We start from the raw sequence: 18,241 nt of genomic DNA, 5'->3' as shown, positions 1-18,241 counted from the left end.
GCGATGAAAATCGAGATGAAAAAGCCTAGCTGTAGCTTTTTTCTCTTGTTTTTGGGAAGCATGGTATGGGGGTTAGCTTTTAATACGCTCCCTACTTATGCGGCACCTGCTGGTGCGGTAGCGACAGTGGCGGCTAGTGATGGGGCGAAGACCTCTCCGATGGTGATGTCCGGTACTGCGGGGGAATGGGGGTATCGTTGTCTATTTCCCCCGACTAATCCGGCAGCGGGGCCGCAATTCTGTTTGATGCAGCAAAGCCTAATGATGCAGGGAGAGAGCGGTAAAGCCGAGTCTCTAGGCGCAGTCATCCTCGCCCGCGCGACTGAAAATACGGTAAGTGCGCCTCTCTCCAGCCGGCCTTGGCGGATGACAGTTGTAGTGCCGCTGGCTTTCTCTTTATTAACCCAACCGCGCCTCGCTCTGGATGGCAACAGCCCTATTACTCTGCGTTGGCAATCTTGTGTGTCTACAGGCTGTATGGCCTCGCTGGATCTGACTACAGCGCAGGTTGCGGAGTTCAGAGCAGGTAAAAACGGGCATATTATGGTGGATAAGGTAGTGGGTGGTACGTTGACCATCAATTTCGTCATGGATGGCGCCGTTGCCGCATTGGACCAGCTTGAAAGCTGGATCCATCAATCCCCGTTTCGCCGTTAAGACATCGGGGAGCAGGGAGAGGGTTAGCCTCGTCTGGTCGCTTTGAGGTGGCCGGTCCCATTTATAATTATGTATCATGATTGTGGCAAATTACAGGGCCTGCGGGTCGCTATAAAGCGATGGATGCTGCCTGCGAGAGAGGACCGAAAAGGGCGGGTACGTCTTTTCCTCTGGGGCATCCTCCTGGCTGTGTTATTGTCTAGTCTGACGGAGCCTGGGCGGGCAGAACCTTCAACACCGCCTGTGCTACCTGGCTTACCTGCTGGGCCGGGTTCGGCTCAGGATCAGTTTCAGCGGTTTCGTCAGCATCAGCAGCAGCTAGATTCCCTGCCTCCTCCTACGGCTAATGTGCAGATAGCCCCACAGCCAACGCCGCAAGATGCGTCCCCGGCCTGCATGGTCATTCATAAGATAAATATAAATGGAGCTCAGCATCTCCCTGCTGGAGAGCTTAAACATATCGCCACTGAGTATGAGGGGCGATGCCTTGCGGTAAAAGACCTCAATGCTCTGCTAAATCAGTTGAATGCGGCCTATGTAAAGCATGGCTACATCACCTCTCGCGCTTATCTGCCGGAGCAGACATTAAGCAGCGGTACGCTTACCGTCACGGTGGTGGAGGGGCAGCTTGAGGGGGTGGATATATAGGGTCGGGCACGGCGGTTAGTTGATGTCATGGCCTTCCCTGGGCTGAAGGGGCATATTCTCAATCTGCGCGACCTTGAGGAAGGTGTGGAGCAGATGAACCGCCTGCCCCATTTTGGTGCACAGATGAAGATTAGCCCCGGTACGAAGCCCGGTACGTCCCGCGTGACGGTCAATGCGCCGGAGCAGAACATCCTGCATGGTCAGCTCTGGGCGGATAATAACGGCCAGAAGGCGACAGGCCGAGTGGTTGGTCATGCGCTGCTGAGTGCGGAGAACCCGCTGGGTTTGTTAGATATGTGGTCGGTAGAATATGACCACTCTCTACGCGGGCCGAATCATGGGGCACGAGGTACGTCCTTCCTTTCAGCGAATGGGTCAATTCCCTTTGGATATTGGACGTTTTTTGGCTCGTGGTGGCAGTCGCAGGATGCTTATCCACTTTTAGCGGGAACGGATATTTATCACCTTACTGGCTCAAGAATGGACTGGCAGCTAGGGCTTTCTCGTACGCTATGGCGGAATAATACGGGCGTGACTACCGCGCAGGTTTCTTTTGAGCGCAAAAGCTTCGGTTCGCAGGTAGATCATACCAATGTTTGGAGCCAGAGCGGGCGGCAAGCTTACGTAAATGCCAATATTAGTGAATCTCTCCATGTCTGGGGGAGTAGCTGGTATATTACAGGCGGGGTGAAGATTGGTATAGACGGGGCGGGGAGTTGGAATTACTACGCCCATCCCGCCTGGAATGAGCCACATCGTGCTTATGTAAAGCCCATGCTGGATATTGATGGTTATGTGCCTTTTGCTGCGCGCTGGCTCTGGCATACCACCATGCATGGGGAGGTTAGCTCTCATGATCAGAACCCGACCAATGAGTTGCAAGTAGGCGGCCCATATACGGTACGCGGTTTTCTGGAGCAGGCGTTTGTCGGCAATAATGGTGGGTACATGCGTAATGACCTCTCCTTCTCACCGGAGACGGATACGCTGAGATGTGGCCCTTACACTGGGTTTTGTCGCGCTTTCTTCAAAGGAGTGCAGTTTTACGGCGCGCTGGATTTTGGCGTGGTGCGCGCCGGTTTTGCCTCGCGTGCGACCCCAGCGGTGTTGAAAGGCGGCGAGATGGCGGGGGTAGGGCTTGGCATCCGTAAGGCAAGCGGGGTGCTCTTTTGGGATGTGATGCTGACCCATGCCATCGCCCGTGGCCCGCTCCCTGCTGAGGGGCTGATTACCTTCTTCAGTGCTGGGATACGGATGTGAGTGAGATGATAGAGAATCAAAAGGTACATGATGACATGGTAGGGCCTTCCCTGTTCCAGCGGATTGTGAATCTCTTTTGTGCCTCTGTGCTGCTCATGGCCTCAACGGCCACACAGGCATTAGCCCAGCAAGCCCCACCGCAGATTGTGGTGGACCCGGCTGGCCATGGTCCCCATCCCGTGCTGGATAAGACCCAAAACGGACTTGACCAGATCAATATCATCCAGCCCAACGGGGCGGGTGTGTCTCATAATATGTTCCGTGCCTATGGGGTGCCTCAGCGTGGTGTAATCCTTAATAATGCTACTCATGATACTCAAACGAAGATAGGCGGTGTGGTGTTGGGTAATACCCAACTGCACGGCCATGCGGCGGGGCTGATCCTTAATGAGGTGACAGGCCCACTGCCCAGCCAGATATTGGGTTATACCGAGGTGGCAGGGAAGCAGGCTGCGGTGGTGATTGCTAACCCGAACGGGCTAACCTGCAATGGCTGTGGCTTTATCAATACGTCTCGTGTCACGTTGGCTACGGGTCATCCAGAGCTGAATAGTCAGGGCGGGTTACAGGCTTTTACCATTGCGGGTGGTACGGTGCATTTCGGGGCGCAGGGGGCTGATTTTGCCACTGTGCCAGTGTTAGACATCTTATCGCGGCGCGTGAAGATTGACGGGCAGGTTAATGCACAGCGGGTTAACCTTGTGCTGGGGCGTAATCATGTAGCTTATGGCAGCAATGCCGTTACACCCTTGGCGGATGATGGGCGCAAAAAGCCGGAATTAGCTGTTGATACTGCTGCGTTAGGCGGGTTGTACGCCAATAGCATCTATATGATCGTTAATGAGGCCGGGGCTGGTGTACGGGTGGATGGCACCATGGCCGCTAATGCCGGTGATATGCATTTGGATGGGCGGGGTAATCTTGTTCTTAATGGCACTATGGCGGCTTCTGGGAATGTGGTGGCGCATCAGACAGGGCCTATCCAGCTTGGCGCACAAGGGCACGTTTATGCCGGGGAGCAGGCGGAGATTCATAGCCAAGATGGGCTAGAGAATGCCGGTCACATTGCTACACAGAACGGTACGTTGAGCCTGCATACAGAGGGCGTGCTGAATAATAAGGGCATTATTTATAGTCAGAATGGTGCGGCCCATCTTCATGGGCATGACATTACCAATAGCGGGCAAATCATTACCGGACAGGATGCTTTGCATCTAGAGGCTGAGCAGCTCACGAATAAAGGCGGGTTGATTTACGGTAATGGAGGGGTTGAGGCGGTTATAGGTCGGCAGATTGATAACCGACAGGGTGTGATACAGGCAAATGCGGGAGACCTGCATTTAGCCACAGCTCAGCTTCTGAATGACGGGGGCGGATTGGTGGCACTCTCCCCCACTCATGGGTTGGTGATTGACCGGGGAGGTGATGGTACTCCCTCTGCCTCTGCACGCGACAGCCTGACAGATTTTCAGAATGGCCAAGGGCTTGTGGAGAGTGCGGGGGACCTTCGCCTTGCTGTTACGGGGTTGAACGGCTTGGATCAGCTCATAGCGGGGCGGGACCTTACTGTTACGACTGCTTCTTTGGTTGGGCGTGAGGTCTTGCAGGCTGGGCGTAATGTGGATGTCAGCTTGCCGGGGGCTTATAGCATCGCTCAGGGAGGGGGGATTCGCGCGGGGGGAGGTATTCAGCTCACGGCGGGTAGCGTGAGCAATGATGGCGCGCTTTCCGCTCAGGGAGGGGCACTGTCTGTTACGAGTGGGGGAGACCTGCGCAATACGGGGGTGATGGAAGGGGCTAGCGGGGTACGGTTGACCCTACCGGGCACCTTGACGAATAGCGAGGGGGCCATCCTTGCTGATAATGGTAGTATTGCCCTTAGTGGGCCGAATGGTCGGGCTATGGCAGGGCTTTACAATCAATCCGGCCAGATTACCGCCTCTGGGGCTACGAGTGACCTTGTTATTTTGGCGGATCAGCTGAGCAATACTATCCTTAAAGGCACGCAGGTTGCACAATCCCGCCATACCTTCTGGAGCCAGGGCCGGGGTGATGGGGATGCGGATATTGCTGTCCCTCAGGGTCTGTTGAACGCCCAAGGGACACAGGGGACGGGTTATGTGCGGTTGTTGGTTTCGCATAAACATCCCCGTGGGCGTCGTGGGGCTGCCCATGCCTATGAGGAAGAAACCCATACGAGTGCTAAGAGTGCCGAGCCTCTGCTCTCAGCGGGGCAGGACCTATTAATTACCAGTGCAGGCGGCATCCTTAATGATGGGGGTCATCTGGCGGCTGGGCGTGATGTTGCCCTTAGTGGTGGGGCTCTCAATAATATTGGCTATCAGAACGAGCGGCGGTTTTTCCTTTCTTGTGATGACCATGCAGGTTGTGGCTGGGATAGTAGCCATGCTGACCCAGCTTTTACCGGCTCTACCCCCGGTGGTAAGAAAGGTTACCGGCCGCCGGCGCAGCAATGGGGGCCGACAGTCCAACTTCCCGGCGTGCAGGGCAGTATTACGGCAGGCCGTACTATAGCGGGGGATTTCACTGGGGCGATTAATAACAGCACAAAGATTGCCCATGCTACGGCCCCTCTCTCTGGCCATAGTGCCGTGTCATTACCTGGCCTGCAAAGTGATAAGCTGACCCCGGTTCGTCCCGCTGATGCCGCAAAAGCCCATAACCTCACCTCTCTCCCGGGTTTTAATAGTGGCGATAGACCTACCCAAACCTTGCCTTCCGCAGGGATTAGCGGGGTGTTGGATAGTCTTTCTGCTGGGCATACGCTTTTTGTGCCTAATCGTTCTCCTTCTGTGCATTATCTTTTGGAGACGAACCCTCGTTACGCAAGCTTTGCGGGCCTTCATAGCTCGGATTATCTGTTGGGGCGTCTTGGTCATTCCATGGGGGATTATCGTTTCCTCGGGGATGGTGGGTTTGATGCCCGCTATATCCAGCAGCAGATTGTCTCGGCTACGGGGCAGGTCTTTTTGGGCGGGACGTACCAGACAGCCGACCAACAGATGCACAGTTTGTTGGATAATGCGGCCAATCAGGCCAAGGAGCTTGGTTTAACCTTCGGTGTGGCCTTAACCCCGGAGCAACAGGAGAAGCTGACACATAGCATCGTCTGGTATGTGCCTGTTAATGTAGATGGCCAGATGGTGTTGGCCCCTAAACTCTATCTCGCCCCCGGGGAGGAGCAGCTTGCTTCTGGTGGGGTGATAGCCGCTAAGACGATTACGCTTTCGGCAAATGAGGTGACCAATAGTGGGCTGATTACCGCTCAAGATGGGTTGGGTATTACCGCGATAGCAGGTGATTTAGCCAATCTGGGGGGCAGTATTAGCGGTAATGATGTGGCCTTGGCTGCCCTGCATGGCAATCTGCGCAATGAGAGCGTGCTAAACCAGCAGCGCATTGTAGGCGGCATGCAGGATGAGATGGTCCAGCAAGGCAGTATCCTCGCCCGTGGTAAGGCGCAGTTGCAGGCGGGGCAGGACATCACCTTCAAGGCGGGTAGCTTGAGTGCTGGAAGTGATGCCAGCCTTGTAGCGGGGCGTGATGTTACGCTGGATAGTCTGGCTGCTCGCGGGTCAGGTGGGGTGAGGAGACATCATTTCACGCAGACGGGCAGCTTTGTGAAGAATTACGGCTCCAGCGTGATGGGCAACGGGACGGTGGAGGTGACAGCCTTGGGGGGGAACCTTACCTTGGCAGGCTCTGGCGTTATGGCCGACAAGAATGCGCTTCTGCAAGCGAAGGATAATCTAGCCCTCAATGCTGTAACGGATGAGCAGCATAGCTATAGCCGGAGCGTTAGTCATGGTTTGTTGAGTAAAAAGACTATCGTCCAGAGTTCTGACAGTACGAGTGAGGTTGGTAGTCTTGTCGCCGCTAATGATAATATCGTGCTGAAATCTGGTGCGGATATGTCCATCAAAGGCACGGTTAGCGGTGGACAGAACGCAGCATTAACCGTTGGTGGCGCGCTTAGTATTGATGCGTTGAAGAACACAACGGCCTCTTATTTTGATCGCAAGAAGTCCGGTTTTAGTGTCTCCCTAGGTAAAGAGAGGAAATTTTCAGCCGGATTTGGGAAATCACATCTCACGATAACAGGGGAGAGTACGGATTGGACCCCCAGTACTCTTTCAGCAGGACAAGGTGATTTGGCCATTACGGCTGGAAAAGCTGTGAATCTGACGGCCTCATCGCTTAGTGCTGGGCGTGATCTTGCCGTGGATGGAGCATTAGTTGGCTTCCATGATCGTACTCAAGATTCTAAGCAGGTACGAAATAAAAAGACGTTTTTTATTGGTGGCTTTCTCGGCATATCGGATGATTCCTTAACGGGGCAGGCGATGCAAGCGGCTATTGCTGCTAGCCAAGTCCACGGTAAGGGCAGCGGGATGCTCAAGACGCTTAACGCCATGGAAGGTGCTTATGGCGTTGGAAGCGGGATTGCCAAGGCACTAAGTGAGAGGGCCTTGGCCCCGGCAGGTAGTCTGTATAACGGTGTTGGCAAGGGGAAAAGCCCGATGGGTACGAACCTTGTCGGGATCAAGGCTGGTATCGGCTTTAGAAGTAGTAAGAGTTACTCAGAGCAAAATAGTCATACAGTTGAGGGAGCAAGCGCAACAGCAGGGCGTCAACTGAGCATAGTAGCGCGCGGGAGTGATAGGAATGAGCCAGATAACGGCATCATTCATCTAACGGCGGCACAGCTGAAAGGGCAGGACATTACCCTTGATGCACAGAAGGATATCGCCCTTGATGCAGGCTGGAACCTTAATGATTCGTACAATCGCCACAAGAGTAGCTCGGCCTCGATTGGTGCGGAGGCAAATGTAGGGGCAACCAATTTTGGCTTTAGTGCGCAGGCATCGTTCCAGACACAAAAACAGGTCCAAGAGTCGTATAATCGACAGGCTGAGGATACTGTAATTTCTGCCACGCATGGAGTGCATCTTCATGCTGGGGACGTGATTGCCCTAAATGGGGCAGAAGTAATGGCGCAGCGGATTGATGCGCAAAGCCGGGCGTTAAGCATTATAAGCCCGCAAAATGTATCTGACTTTTGGAGCCACACTACGCAAGCGGGCGCGCATGCCTCGGCACCGATTATGACACGTGGCGAGTTCGGGCTCGGAGGGAGTTTCGAGCGGCAAAACATAAAAGATCACTTTGCTTCCACTGGGAAGACGCTTTCAGGGCTTTATGCGGGTAATCAGGGCATTGGTGTTGATGTTGCGGGTGATACGAGCCTGACAGCCGGTGTGATTTCTAGCACGGCGGATAAGAGCAAGAATTATCTGAATACCAAGAGCCTGACGGCGGGAAGTGTCAAAAATGTTTCAGCTTGGAAGAGCAGGAGTACTGGTGCCAGCCTAGATATTGGCAGCGACATGCTAAGCAGCGTGGGCGGCGTGCTGGGGACTATTGGGCTGAATGGCGTTGCCAATAGTGCGGGCATGATAGGTAGTAGCCGGACACATGATGAGAGCAGCGAGAGCCAGTCTGCTATTAGTGGCAATATTACCATCAATGCCCAGAGCCAGAATGGGAGCTATAGCCGTGATGTGGAGCATGCCAATAAGGCTTTAGCCAATAAGTTTGATGCGCAGAAACTCCAAAACCAACTACAGGCCAGCCAGCTAGGGACGCAGCTTGTGGGACAAGTTGTGGGCAGTGTGTTTGAGGGCATTGATGATGCCCGTGCTGCAGCGTATCGGACCAAGTTATATGGATACGATAGAAACTTCAAAAGTTATATTTCTTCAAAAGATTGATAAAAGAGACGATAAGAATGGTTTGTATGAAGCATATGAAATATGTAAAGGTTTTTTATAAAAGATGTTGATTTAGGCTATGGTTACTTTCTAAAAATAACAACATTATATATTGTCCTTATTAAGGTAAGCATGTTGTTGTGAGAGGGGTATAGGTCTGGAGGGGGGCTGCAAATAGTTTATGAGCTTTATGGGTGAGAGTTCTGTAGGATTAGAGGCAGATAAGCTTACACTAGGGAAAAGGATGTATAAGAGATGATTTCATTTAAAAAGATTGCATATACTAATGTTTTTATTTTATTGTTCAATCTACTAATTGAGATTTTTTATAGAAATCTGTTTTTTACAGCACTTTATATCTCTATAGAAATAGTAATTTTGTTTATCTTTTTTCGGAGGGTAGGGTTATATTTTCCAGAGCGTAAGGTTTATAAATATGGGAGAAGGTTAATTTTATTAATATACATATTACATTTGTTTATGCTTTTCTTTTTTAAAGTAGGGTCTACGCTTATATTATCTTTGATGATACCAATATTGCCTATTCTTATGTCGGTGAGTGCATTTGATATAATAGCTTGGACTTATCAAAAAGGTTTTTCTTATATAGCGAAAGATGTAACACGAGCAATCTTTTGTCCTATTGTTAATATATATATGTATGCATTATTTTTTAGGTGTTTAAAATCTTATTGGAAAGATGATTATAATTGCATTAGCAATCATGATAGAAAATATATAAATATTTATTTGTTAACTATTTTTATGCAATTCTTTATAATTCCAGTGTGCGTTGCAGTACTGATGCAGCATTATTAGTATGGATTTGGGATATTATTGGATATAATAGACCGAGAAATGTAGAAGATTAGCTCAATAAAAAGGCGCACCTAGGTGGATGCGCCTTTGTGTATCACAGCAATTCTAATTATTTAGACCAGCGTGACAGTTGTTTTGATGTTGCCTTTGGTGGCGTTGGCGTAGGGGCAGACGAACTCGGTTTTCTTCAGTAGCTCAACCGCTTTGGAGCGATCCATGCCGGGGATGGAGGCCTCGATAGCGACCTCAAGACCGAAACCGCCATCGCCACGGGGGCCGATGCCAACGGTGGCTTGCACATGGGTATCGGCTGGGATGTCGATTTTCTCCTCACCAGCAACGAACTTCATAGCACCGAGGAAGCAAGCTGCGTAGCCAGCGGCAAAAAGCTGCTCTGGGTTGTTTCCCTTGCCATCGCCGCCCATTTCTTTGGGGACGCCAAGCTTGACGTGGAAGCTCTTATCGGTTGTTTCGGCAGAGCCATCACGGCCACCGGTAGCGCGGGCTGTGGTTTTGTAAACGACATTAACGGACATCAACATAGCTCCCGGCCCGACCGGTTGCGGGCCTTCTAGGGTTGTCTGACAAGGCCTAGCTCGTAGCAACGAGTATGCCTTCCCCCCAGAGATGGGCCTTTTTGAGAGTAAGACAATGGGGGAAGAGGAAAATAATAGGGGCTAAGAGCCATAAGGCCCATCAGTGAGGTTGGGCGAGGAGACGGGGAGGTCTGCGAGGATGGCGATGTTGCTTTGGCAGCTGAGGACGGCGGCCTTCTCTGCAGGGGTAAGGCGGGCGAGGGCGATTTCGAGCGTTGGGCTTTCCTGCAATTTGAGGGAACCAGTGAGCAAGGGAACAGAGATAGGCTCCCCAGCTTTGCGCGGTGGGGGTAGCGTGGCGAGGTGGGCGTGCCGTAGGGCTGTATTGCTCCGCAGAGCGTGAAAGGCCTCTAAAATAACAGGGTGAGGGTGGTTGCGCTCTTCAGCGGCGCGTTGGAGGATGGGCGGAGGGGTTGTTTCTTCTGGGATGAGGAGTAACCCCGCTTTGCGGGCCCATGTCCCCCAAATGCGACTACCGGTTAGCCCGACAAGAGGAATAGCAATGAGCAGGCCAACCAAGACCGGGAGCATCCAAAGGAAAAGTGCGAGAGAGACCGACCAAGCGGCCGCACTGAGGACGAGGCCAAAGAGGCTATAAAGCCAATATTTACGAATTGTATCGCCCCAAGGCAGGCTACCATCATCACGATTTTGGGCAGACCAGCCGGAATCGCGGCCTAAGAGAATGGAGAGAATGGCCGAGGTTTGGATGAGCATAGCGATGGGGGCAATGAGCGCACCAAGAAGGGTCTCCAAAATAATGGAGATAGAAAGGCGTATGACCCCGCCCGCTTGTTGACGTTCCTGCTTATCAAAGCAAATAGCGAGGAAGGCGAGGGCCTTGGGGGCGAGCAGCACAACCATGGTTTGGATGAAAACCAGCCGCGCCAGGATGGGGTCCACATGGGGCCAATGTGGGTAGAGGCTGCGTTGGGTGCTGAAATATTCGGGGTGGTAGAAATGCGCTTGTAAAGCAATCAAAATCCCAAAAAGGAGAAAGAGCAGCCAAAGCGGGGACATGATGTAAGAGCCTATCCCTACCAACATGTGCGAGCGGCTGACCCAGTGCATACCCTTTGTAAAAAGGATGCGCGCATGTTGGAGATTGCCTTGGCACCAACGGCGGTCCCGCACGGCGATGTCGGTAAGGGAGGGGGGGCTTTCCTCATAAGACCCCATAAGGCCGGGGACCATATGGATGGCCCAGCCGCCACGGCGCATCAAAGCGGCCTCGATGAAGTCGTGACTAAGGATGTGCCCACCAAAGGGGGGCTTGCCGCGCAGATGGGGGAGGCCAGCTTGCTCGGCAAAGGCTTGAGTGCGGATAATGGCGTTATGGCCCCAATAATTGCCCTCTGAGCCATGCCACCAGGCAATGCCCTGAGCAATGAGCGGACCATAAACGCGTCCGGCGAATTGTTGTAGGCGGGCAAAAAGGGTCTGCCCTCCCACAATGACGGGGAGACTTTGGATGAGCCCGACTTGCTCATGCTGCTCCATTGCAGCAGCCATACGGACAATGAGACTGCCATCCATGAGGCTATCAGCATCAAGGGTGAGCATAGCTGGGTAAGCCCCACCAAAGCGTGTGACCCAGTCCGCAATGTTGCCGGCTTTGCGGTCCGTATTTTTAAAGCGGCGGCGATAGAAAAGATGCTGGCGTGCGTAAGCGTGTTGGTGGAGGTCCAGCACGGCTTGTTCTTCTTGCACCCAAATATCAGGGTTGGTCGTATCGGAGAGGATAAAGATGTCGAAATGCTCGCCACGGCCTGTCTCTTGCAAGCTTTTCAGCATAGCGCGGAGATTGAGCATCACGCGTTGAGGTGGCTCGTTATAAGTGGGGAGCAAGATGGCGGTGCGGCTTTTTAGCTCCGGCAGGGGGCCGGTGCGGCGGATGCCAAGGCCTAGCCCACCATGGCGCAGCATGGACCAGAACCCGCCTAAGGCTGATGCGCAGGAGAGGGAGATCCAAAAGCTGAGGATGGTAAATAGCCCTAGCATCACCATCCCGAGGAGGCTTGTGCCGAGTGAGTTAAAAACGGCATTGATTTTGACAACACTATAGGCTGTCAGCGCAAAGGCCATCCCAAACACAAAGAGGCGGCGTAGCCAGAGGAGGGTGGGTGTGGTCGGTAGCCGCCAGAAGGCCCGCCCATGTCGCTCCGGTGCTTTATGGAGGGATTGCACCGGCATGGACAGGGGGGATTCAGGTGGCAGGAAGGTAGTGATGTGAGGGCTGGTCATGGGGTAATTAAGCGGTCCAGCGGTAGAGCCATGTTTCAGAAAGGGGGCCTTGGGCACTGGCGAGTTGGACATGCAGCTCGCATAATTTGGCGGCTCCGGGGTCTAGTTGGAAGAAGGCGCGCACGCCATTAATTTCCGGATTAGGCATAATGGTGATGGCAGAAATCTCCCCCGCAGAGCTCTGGGCGAGGAGATGATAAGCTGTGTCACTGGGGAGGGTGCGGAAGGGTTCGCCGTCAAAATCGAGGACGAATTGCACTTTCTCTGGATGGTCGGTTACAGCACCGACGCGTGTATCATGAATGCGCGCAAGATGTGTTGGCCAAGGCGTATCCCACCCCCAATACATCCGATAGGTGAAGTTATAGCTCTGCCCTGCTTTTAGCGGTTGGTTAGGCCGCCAGAAGGAGACGATATTATCATTGACCTCACTAGGGGTGGGGATTTCGACAAGTTGAACGCCGCCTTCCCCCCAATTTCCAATAGGTTCGACCCATAAAGAGGGACGTTTTTCGTAATGGAGGGCGAGGTCTTCATAATCGTGAAAATTACGTTTGCGCTGCATCAGCCCATAGCCGTAAGGCCCTGCATCACTAAAGGAGGAGAGTTGAAGGTCGGTTGGGTTTGTGAGTGGGCGGTAGATGTTTTGGCCTGCCCCTGTCCATATTTGGAGGGCCTCACTATCATGCGCAGCAGGCCGCCAGTCATTAATGTGGGTCCGGTCATTTGCGTCAAAATAATACATGCCTGTTAGGGGCGCGATTCCTCCCGCTGTGATGTCCGTGCGGGGGAAGAAGGAGGATTGGACATCAAAGAGGGTCGTCTCACCGGGGCGAATGGTGAAACGAAAGGCCCCCGTAAGGGAGGGGCTATCCATTAACGCATGGAGGATGAGAGATTGGCTACCGGGGACGGGTTTCTCCAACCAAAAGCTGCGGAATGTGGGGAACTCCTCCCCCGTTGGGGTGCCGGTATCTTTTGCAAAGCCACGGGCGGAGAGGCCGTAAGTTTGCCCCTTAGCAACCGCGCGGAAATAGGATGCCCCGAGGAATACGGCACATTCTTCCATCACACCGGGATGATTGAGGGCATAACGGATGCGTAAGCCAGAGAAGCCTTCCCCCCCGGTCAGGTTTAGGGAAGGGTCTTTACTGGTGAACATATCGGCCGTGTAGTTAACAGGGCGTGCTGTACCGTCATGGACCTCATAAACATCAATAAGCTGCTTATAGAGATACCCGCGCGGGAAGAACTCAACATCAAAAGCGAGGTTGTCTTGCTTCCATAATGCTTTTTCTGAATTGAACTGAACGGCAGAGAATTGGTCAAAATTCATATGAGCCAGCGCATCGGGGAGGTCCTTGCGCGGGGGCTTGTAGCTTTTAGAGGCAAGGTCGCGCGCTAATGTGCGGACGGTGCTGTCATCAAATGGGGTAGCGGAGCCATCATCAGCATGAGCATGGCGTGCGGAGCTTGCACCAAGAGCAAGCCCTGCCCCTAAGCCTACGCCTGTTTTAACTATCGTTCGCCGTGTGATTTTCATGATGATACTGACAAACCCTATCTATATCTCTGCAATTTGCTTCTCTTTACCCTGATATGGAAGGGGGAGGGAATGGGCATTGCACGGATAGATATATTAAAAAAATGTAGCTTTTTAAGGGCTAAGCCGTTCTAGGTCGCCAGTAATGCTCCCAAGGGGGCAGTTGAGCGGCTATGTGGCGGAGTGTGGTAGCGGTAGGTGTGGTCGTTAGTGGGGAGACATGGAGGAGAGGCCGACAATGGCTTACATCCTCCAATATCTGGGTGTTTTGTGGGGATTCGACCCCATTAGTGATGAAGCCAAGGACGGGAATCCCACGTTGATACAGGGCCTCAAGGCTTAAAAGGGTGTGATTAAGTGTGCCTAAATTGCTGCGGGTGACGAGGATGACGGGCAAGCCAAGTTGGGCGATGAAGTCAATCATCAACATAGTCTTCGTCAGTGGCACCATAAGGCCGCCTGCGCCTTCTATAATCAAGGGGGCGTGGGGGGCTTCTGGTAGGGTAAGCTGTTCGGGGTGGAGGGTTATGCCCTCAAGCGCGCTGGCAGCAGCGGGGGCGAGCGGGGCTTGCAGCGCGTAAGCTGGGGGGAGGATATGGTCTTGGGGGAGTTCTGTAAGCTGTTGGACGGTCTCAGTATCGCCGGGCTCCTCAGCAAGGCCGGTTTGGAAGGGCTTCCAATAGGTTCCATGCCACGCGCGTGTTAGGGCGGCACTGATGAGCGTTTTGCCGATTCCTGTATCCGTCCCGGTGACAAAGACGCCTTTTGGCGGGTGGGGTGGCAGTGGGGGAGGAGGGGCATAGAGCATGGGTTACACTCCCTTTTGGAAGAGGCCGAAGGCGGCATGATAGGTCACATGGTCGTAATGGGCATCAAAATACCGCATCGCTTTGCGGAGCTGGGCGGCAGGGCGATGGGTGTGACGTGGCAGGGAGGCCCCAATGCGGCGCAAGCCTTGGAGGAAGTCCCGCGCAGATGGGATAGGGTCGTGCATGGCTTCACCCCGCCAGACACCCCGGCCATGAGCGGGCCAGTCTTGCTCTAGCTGGGTGAGGGTAGGGTAGTCTGGCACACCGCAAGCGGTCGCGGTGGCGTGGCAGCTTTCCCGCCATTGGTGCAAGCTGCCTGCCTGTAAGGTGCTGACCATAAGCCGTCCGCCGGGGCGTAAAAGCTGTGTAAGGGCTTGGAAAGCGCGGGCGCGGTCCTCAAACCATTGGAGGCAAAGATTAGAGGTGATGAGGTCGAACCCTTCTGGCGGGGCTTGGTGGGGGAGGGGGGCCTCACCATCCATGACATAGCAGCGTATGTGCGCGGGTAGGGCGGCGCAGTGGTAGCGGGTGCGCTCTACCATAGCGGGGGCGATGTCGGTGAGGTGGTAATGACCTTGTGGAAAGGCCTCAATGAGGGCGCGGCTGAGTAAGCCTGTCCCACAGCCGAACTCTAAAATATGTTTGGGTTTTTCCGTGCGATGTTCTTTCTTAATCCATGAGGCAAGTGTTGTGGCGCAGCGTTTTTGGATGGAAGCGGCTTGCTCATAATGATGGGCGGCATCAAAGCGGGCGGTGATGGTGGCTTTGCGGTGGTTTGTCATAAGGAAGCGTTGATGATGCGTGTGAGAAAGGCTGCACACTCTTGTGGGTGCGTGAGGGGGAGGCGATGGCCGCCTGTGCGTTCTACTCCCCACGCCGCAGCTCCCATGCCGGAACGCGCGGGGATGAGGGGGTCATCCACACAATGGAGGCTATAAAGCCGCCCCTGCCAATAAGGCAAATGGTCGCGGTGATCGATCGTCTCGAGCATGGTGAGACCGTCCGTTAAAGCGGGGAGATTGAGTGTTGAGGGTAGGGTGGGGTCTGGCTCCCCACACATATGGCGGAATTGCCGCAGGACGGTTGCAGGCTGGCGTTCAAATTGCCGTATCATGCGGTGCATAATGCGTGGGGGGAGGCCCTCTGGGTAATCGGGGGCTGCGGTAAAGCGAGCAAAGCCGTTAAAGCTGATAAGCCCACGGCAGAGAGGGGAGCGTAACGTGAGCAAAGCGCAGGCCCCTGCGGAGTGACCAACGGCCCAAAAGGGAACCTCTGGTAATGGGGGGTGAGCAGGGGAGCCAAAATAGCCTGCATCAGCACAGATATGCTGCCATGAGGGGAGATGCGTGTGCAGCCCCTCCCAAAAATGGGCATCATACCCCCAGCCATGAAGATAATAGAGAGTGGTCATCAGGCGGCATGGCTCCTCAAGCTAGAGAGGAGGGCCTCGCCGAGCTGGTCAATCATTGAGGTAGAGAGCTGGCTTGTTAAAGCGATGCGGAGGCGGGCTGTGCCGGGGGGAACCGTTGGCGGGCGGATAGCCACGCTGAGAAAGCCGCGTGCCTCCAAAGCGTGGGCTATCTGTAAAGCGGTGTGGCTTTCCCCAACCATAATGGGGATGATGTGCGTGCTAGAGGCCCCCGTATTCCAGCCTGCGTCTTGAAGGTGAGAGCGGAGACGGTCGGCTTGTTTTTGGAGGTGGCAACGCTCATGCTCTAAGTGGGGCGCGAGCTCTAACGCTGCGTCTAAAGCACCAAGGCAAGCGGGAGGCAGGGCCGTGCTGTAAATAAAGCCGGAAGCGTGATTGAGTAGATAATCACATAAGGCGCGGCTGCCTGTGACAAAGGCCCCCATCCCCCCGAGGGCTTTGCTGGCTGTACTCATGGTAATATCGGCCATGCCTTGGGTAAGGCCGCGCCCTTCTGGCCCTAGTACAGCGGTTGCGTGGGCTTCATCTACATAAAGAAAGGCTTCGTAACGTTTAGCGAGGGCGCGTAGGGCGGCAATATCGGCTCGGTCGCCATCCATGGAGAAAACACTCTCCGTGATGATGAACTTTAAGCCCGGTTGGGAGGCATGGCGGTGGAGGAGGGTTTCCAAATGGGTGAGGTCATTATGGCGGAAGCGGATTTGCCGTACCCCTGCTGCTAAACAGCCCTGATGAAGGCTGGCATGGTTAAGCTTATCCATAAAAAAGAGCGCAGGATGGCCCATCTGGCGAAGCGATAGCTGGTTGAGGGCTGGCAGGAGGGAGGCATTGGCTTGCCATCCGCTGGCAAAGAGCAAAGCCGCTTCGCTCTTTTTAAAAGCCGCAAGTTTAGCCTCTAGCTCTGTGTGGAGGGGCAAGGTCCCGCTGACAAGGCGGGAGGCCCGTGCTCCAGTGCCGTAACGCTCCGCCCACTCTGCGGCGCGGTGGCGTAATAGGGGGTGATGGGCGAGGCCGAGATAATCGTTGGAGGTGACATCAATCAGGGCGCGCCCTTGGCGGATGAGCCGTTCCCCTTGCCGCATCATTGGGGTGAGATGGCGGCGTGTATGGTGCTTGTCACGCTCTTGGAGAGCGGCATGGAGAGCGTTTTGAAGGTGATTCATCCTAGATGCTCTTTTAGGACACGCTTTATAGCCCCAGTGAGGTGGGTGAGTTCATCTGAGGTGATGGTAAAGGCGGGGGTAAGGTAAATAATGCGCCGGAAGGGCCGTATCCATACGCCCTCTTTAAGGAAGGCGCGTTTTAGGGCTTCAGGGTCATCTAATCTTTCAAGCTCTACAACGCCAATGGCCCCAAGAGTGCGGACATCGCGCACGCCGGGTAGGTGACGGCATGGCTCTAGCTCATGGGTCATTTGGGTATGAATGGCGCGGACTTGCTCTAGCCGGGGTTCTTGGTCGAAAAGATCAAGCGAGGCATTAGCAACCGCGCAGGCGAGTGGATTGGCCATAAAGGTGGGGCCGTGCATGAGGGCGTGGAGGGGATTGTCCGAGAGAAAAGCCTCAAAAACTGTTTTGCGGGCCACTGTTGCGGCGAGTGGCATGGTCCCTGCTGTGAGGGCCTTGGAGAGGGCGATGATGTCTGGTGTGATGTCGGCTTGCTCGCAGGCAAAGAAGGTGCCTGTGCGGCCAAAACCGGTAAAGACTTCATCCAAAATCAGCAAAATTCCGTAAGAATCGCAGAGGCGGCGGAGCTGGCGAAGGGTTTCTGCGGTGTGAAAGAGCATCCCTCCCGCCCCTTGGACGAGAGGCTCAACAATGAGAGCAGCGATTTCATGGCCTTGTCGGGCGAGGAGGGCCTCCAAAGCGGCGGAATGTGCGAGCGTGGTTGGGAGGTCTGCAAGGATTTGCTGCGGTAAAGCTGCGCCAAAGAGGCGGTGCATTCCTTCTTCAGGGTCACAAATGGCCATCATCGCTAGGGTATCGCCATGATAGCCCCCGCGGAAGGAGAGTAGCTTGTGCCGTCCTGTATGGCCTTTATTGAGATGATATTGAATGGCCATTTTCGCTGCGACTTCCATCGCGACAGAGCCAGAATCTGTAAAAAAGACGCGCTCTAAGTCGCCCGGTAAGCGGGCGGCGAGCCGTTGGGCAAGGGTTATGGCTGGTTGATGGACCATACCGCCAAACATGACATGGGGCATGCGCTCAGCTTGTGTGATAAGCGCGCGGCGTATGGAAGGGTGGTTATAGCCGTGGCAGGCTGTCCACCAAGAGGCAATGCCATCTATGAGGGTGCGCCCATCAGCAAGGGTGATGGTACTACCAGAGGTTGCTTGTGCTTCAACCGGGAAGGGAGCGGTATGCATTTGGCTATAAGGTAGCCAGAGATGAGGGAGGGTGCTGGCAGTGTTCATAGGTTAAGGGTGATAGGGCCGTTAGGAT

General features: G+C 54.2%; 12 protein-coding genes. 4 read left to right on the top strand and 8 right to left on the bottom strand.

Translation table 11 applies throughout. The annotated features are described in order from the left end of the window. The 4 genes from GM557_RS08830 to GM557_RS08820 form a co-directional block, all read left to right on the top strand. Positions 1–657 (top strand): invasion associated locus B family protein (locus GM557_RS08830; protein WP_155573973.1); only part of this gene is annotated, 657 nt, incomplete at its 5' end. Positions 658–780: 123 nt separating this feature from the next. After that, on the top strand, positions 781–1,305 hold the full coding sequence (locus GM557_RS08955; protein ID WP_230880662.1) for a POTRA domain-containing protein: 525 nt from the start codon (positions 781–783) through the stop codon (positions 1,303–1,305). Between the two features lie 27 nt (positions 1,306–1,332). After that, positions 1,333–2,565 carry a ShlB/FhaC/HecB family hemolysin secretion/activation protein gene (locus tag GM557_RS08825; protein ID WP_230880661.1) on the top strand — a complete coding sequence of 411 codons (1,233 nt, stop codon included), beginning with the start codon at positions 1,333–1,335 and terminating at the stop codon, positions 2,563–2,565. A gap of 35 nt (positions 2,566–2,600) precedes the next feature. After that, positions 2,601–8,357 carry a hemagglutinin repeat-containing protein gene (locus GM557_RS08820; protein ID WP_196424635.1) on the top strand — a complete coding sequence of 1,919 codons (5,757 nt, stop codon included), beginning with the start codon at positions 2,601–2,603 and terminating at the stop codon, positions 8,355–8,357. Positions 8,358–9,289: 932 nt separating this feature from the next. Here the strand turns inward: GM557_RS08820 and GM557_RS08815 are convergent. The 8 genes from GM557_RS08815 to GM557_RS08780 all read right to left on the bottom strand — a co-directional run bounded on the left by GM557_RS08815 (position 9,290) and on the right by GM557_RS08780 (position 18,213). Beyond that, complete coding sequence (locus GM557_RS08815; RefSeq protein WP_099027531.1) at positions 9,290–9,712, bottom strand: organic hydroperoxide resistance protein; 423 nt, start codon at positions 9,710–9,712, stop codon at positions 9,290–9,292. A 141-nt stretch (positions 9,713–9,853) separates the two neighbouring features. Continuing rightward, on the bottom strand, positions 9,854–12,016 hold the full coding sequence (gene mdoH / locus GM557_RS08810) for a glucans biosynthesis glucosyltransferase MdoH (protein WP_155573971.1): 2,163 nt from the start codon (positions 12,014–12,016) through the stop codon (positions 9,854–9,856). 7 nt (positions 12,017–12,023) lie between these two features. Beyond that, positions 12,024–13,559, bottom strand: coding sequence for a glucan biosynthesis protein (locus tag GM557_RS08805; protein ID WP_155573970.1), 1,536 nt, complete (start codon positions 13,557–13,559; stop codon positions 12,024–12,026). Positions 13,560–13,680: 121 nt separating this feature from the next. Further along, entirely contained in the window at positions 13,681–14,367 is a 687-nt protein-coding gene (gene bioD, locus GM557_RS08800) for a dethiobiotin synthase (protein WP_155573969.1), read from the bottom strand. A 3-nt stretch (positions 14,368–14,370) separates the two neighbouring features. Next, positions 14,371–15,150 carry a methyltransferase gene (locus tag GM557_RS08795; protein WP_155573968.1) on the bottom strand — a complete coding sequence of 260 codons (780 nt, stop codon included), beginning with the start codon at positions 15,148–15,150 and terminating at the stop codon, positions 14,371–14,373. Further along, on the bottom strand, positions 15,147–15,779 hold the full coding sequence (locus GM557_RS08790) for an alpha/beta fold hydrolase (RefSeq protein ID WP_155573967.1): 633 nt from the start codon (positions 15,777–15,779) through the stop codon (positions 15,147–15,149). The genes GM557_RS08795 and GM557_RS08790 overlap by 4 nt, the downstream gene beginning before the upstream one ends. Continuing rightward, positions 15,779–16,960 carry an 8-amino-7-oxononanoate synthase gene (locus GM557_RS08785; RefSeq protein WP_155573966.1) on the bottom strand — a complete coding sequence of 394 codons (1,182 nt, stop codon included), beginning with the start codon at positions 16,958–16,960 and terminating at the stop codon, positions 15,779–15,781. Before GM557_RS08785 ends, GM557_RS08790 begins: the two co-directional genes overlap by 1 nt. Next, on the bottom strand, positions 16,957–18,213 hold the full coding sequence (locus tag GM557_RS08780) for an adenosylmethionine--8-amino-7-oxononanoate transaminase (protein ID WP_155573965.1): 1,257 nt from the start codon (positions 18,211–18,213) through the stop codon (positions 16,957–16,959). The genes GM557_RS08785 and GM557_RS08780 overlap by 4 nt, the downstream gene beginning before the upstream one ends. Positions 18,214–18,241: the final 28 nt, after the last annotated feature.

The organism is Bombella sp. ESL0385, from assembly GCF_009725755.1.
In the GTDB taxonomy this organism is placed as follows: domain Bacteria; phylum Pseudomonadota; class Alphaproteobacteria; order Acetobacterales; family Acetobacteraceae; genus Bombella; species Bombella pollinis.
This window is presented reverse-complemented; position numbering and strand designations above follow the sequence as displayed.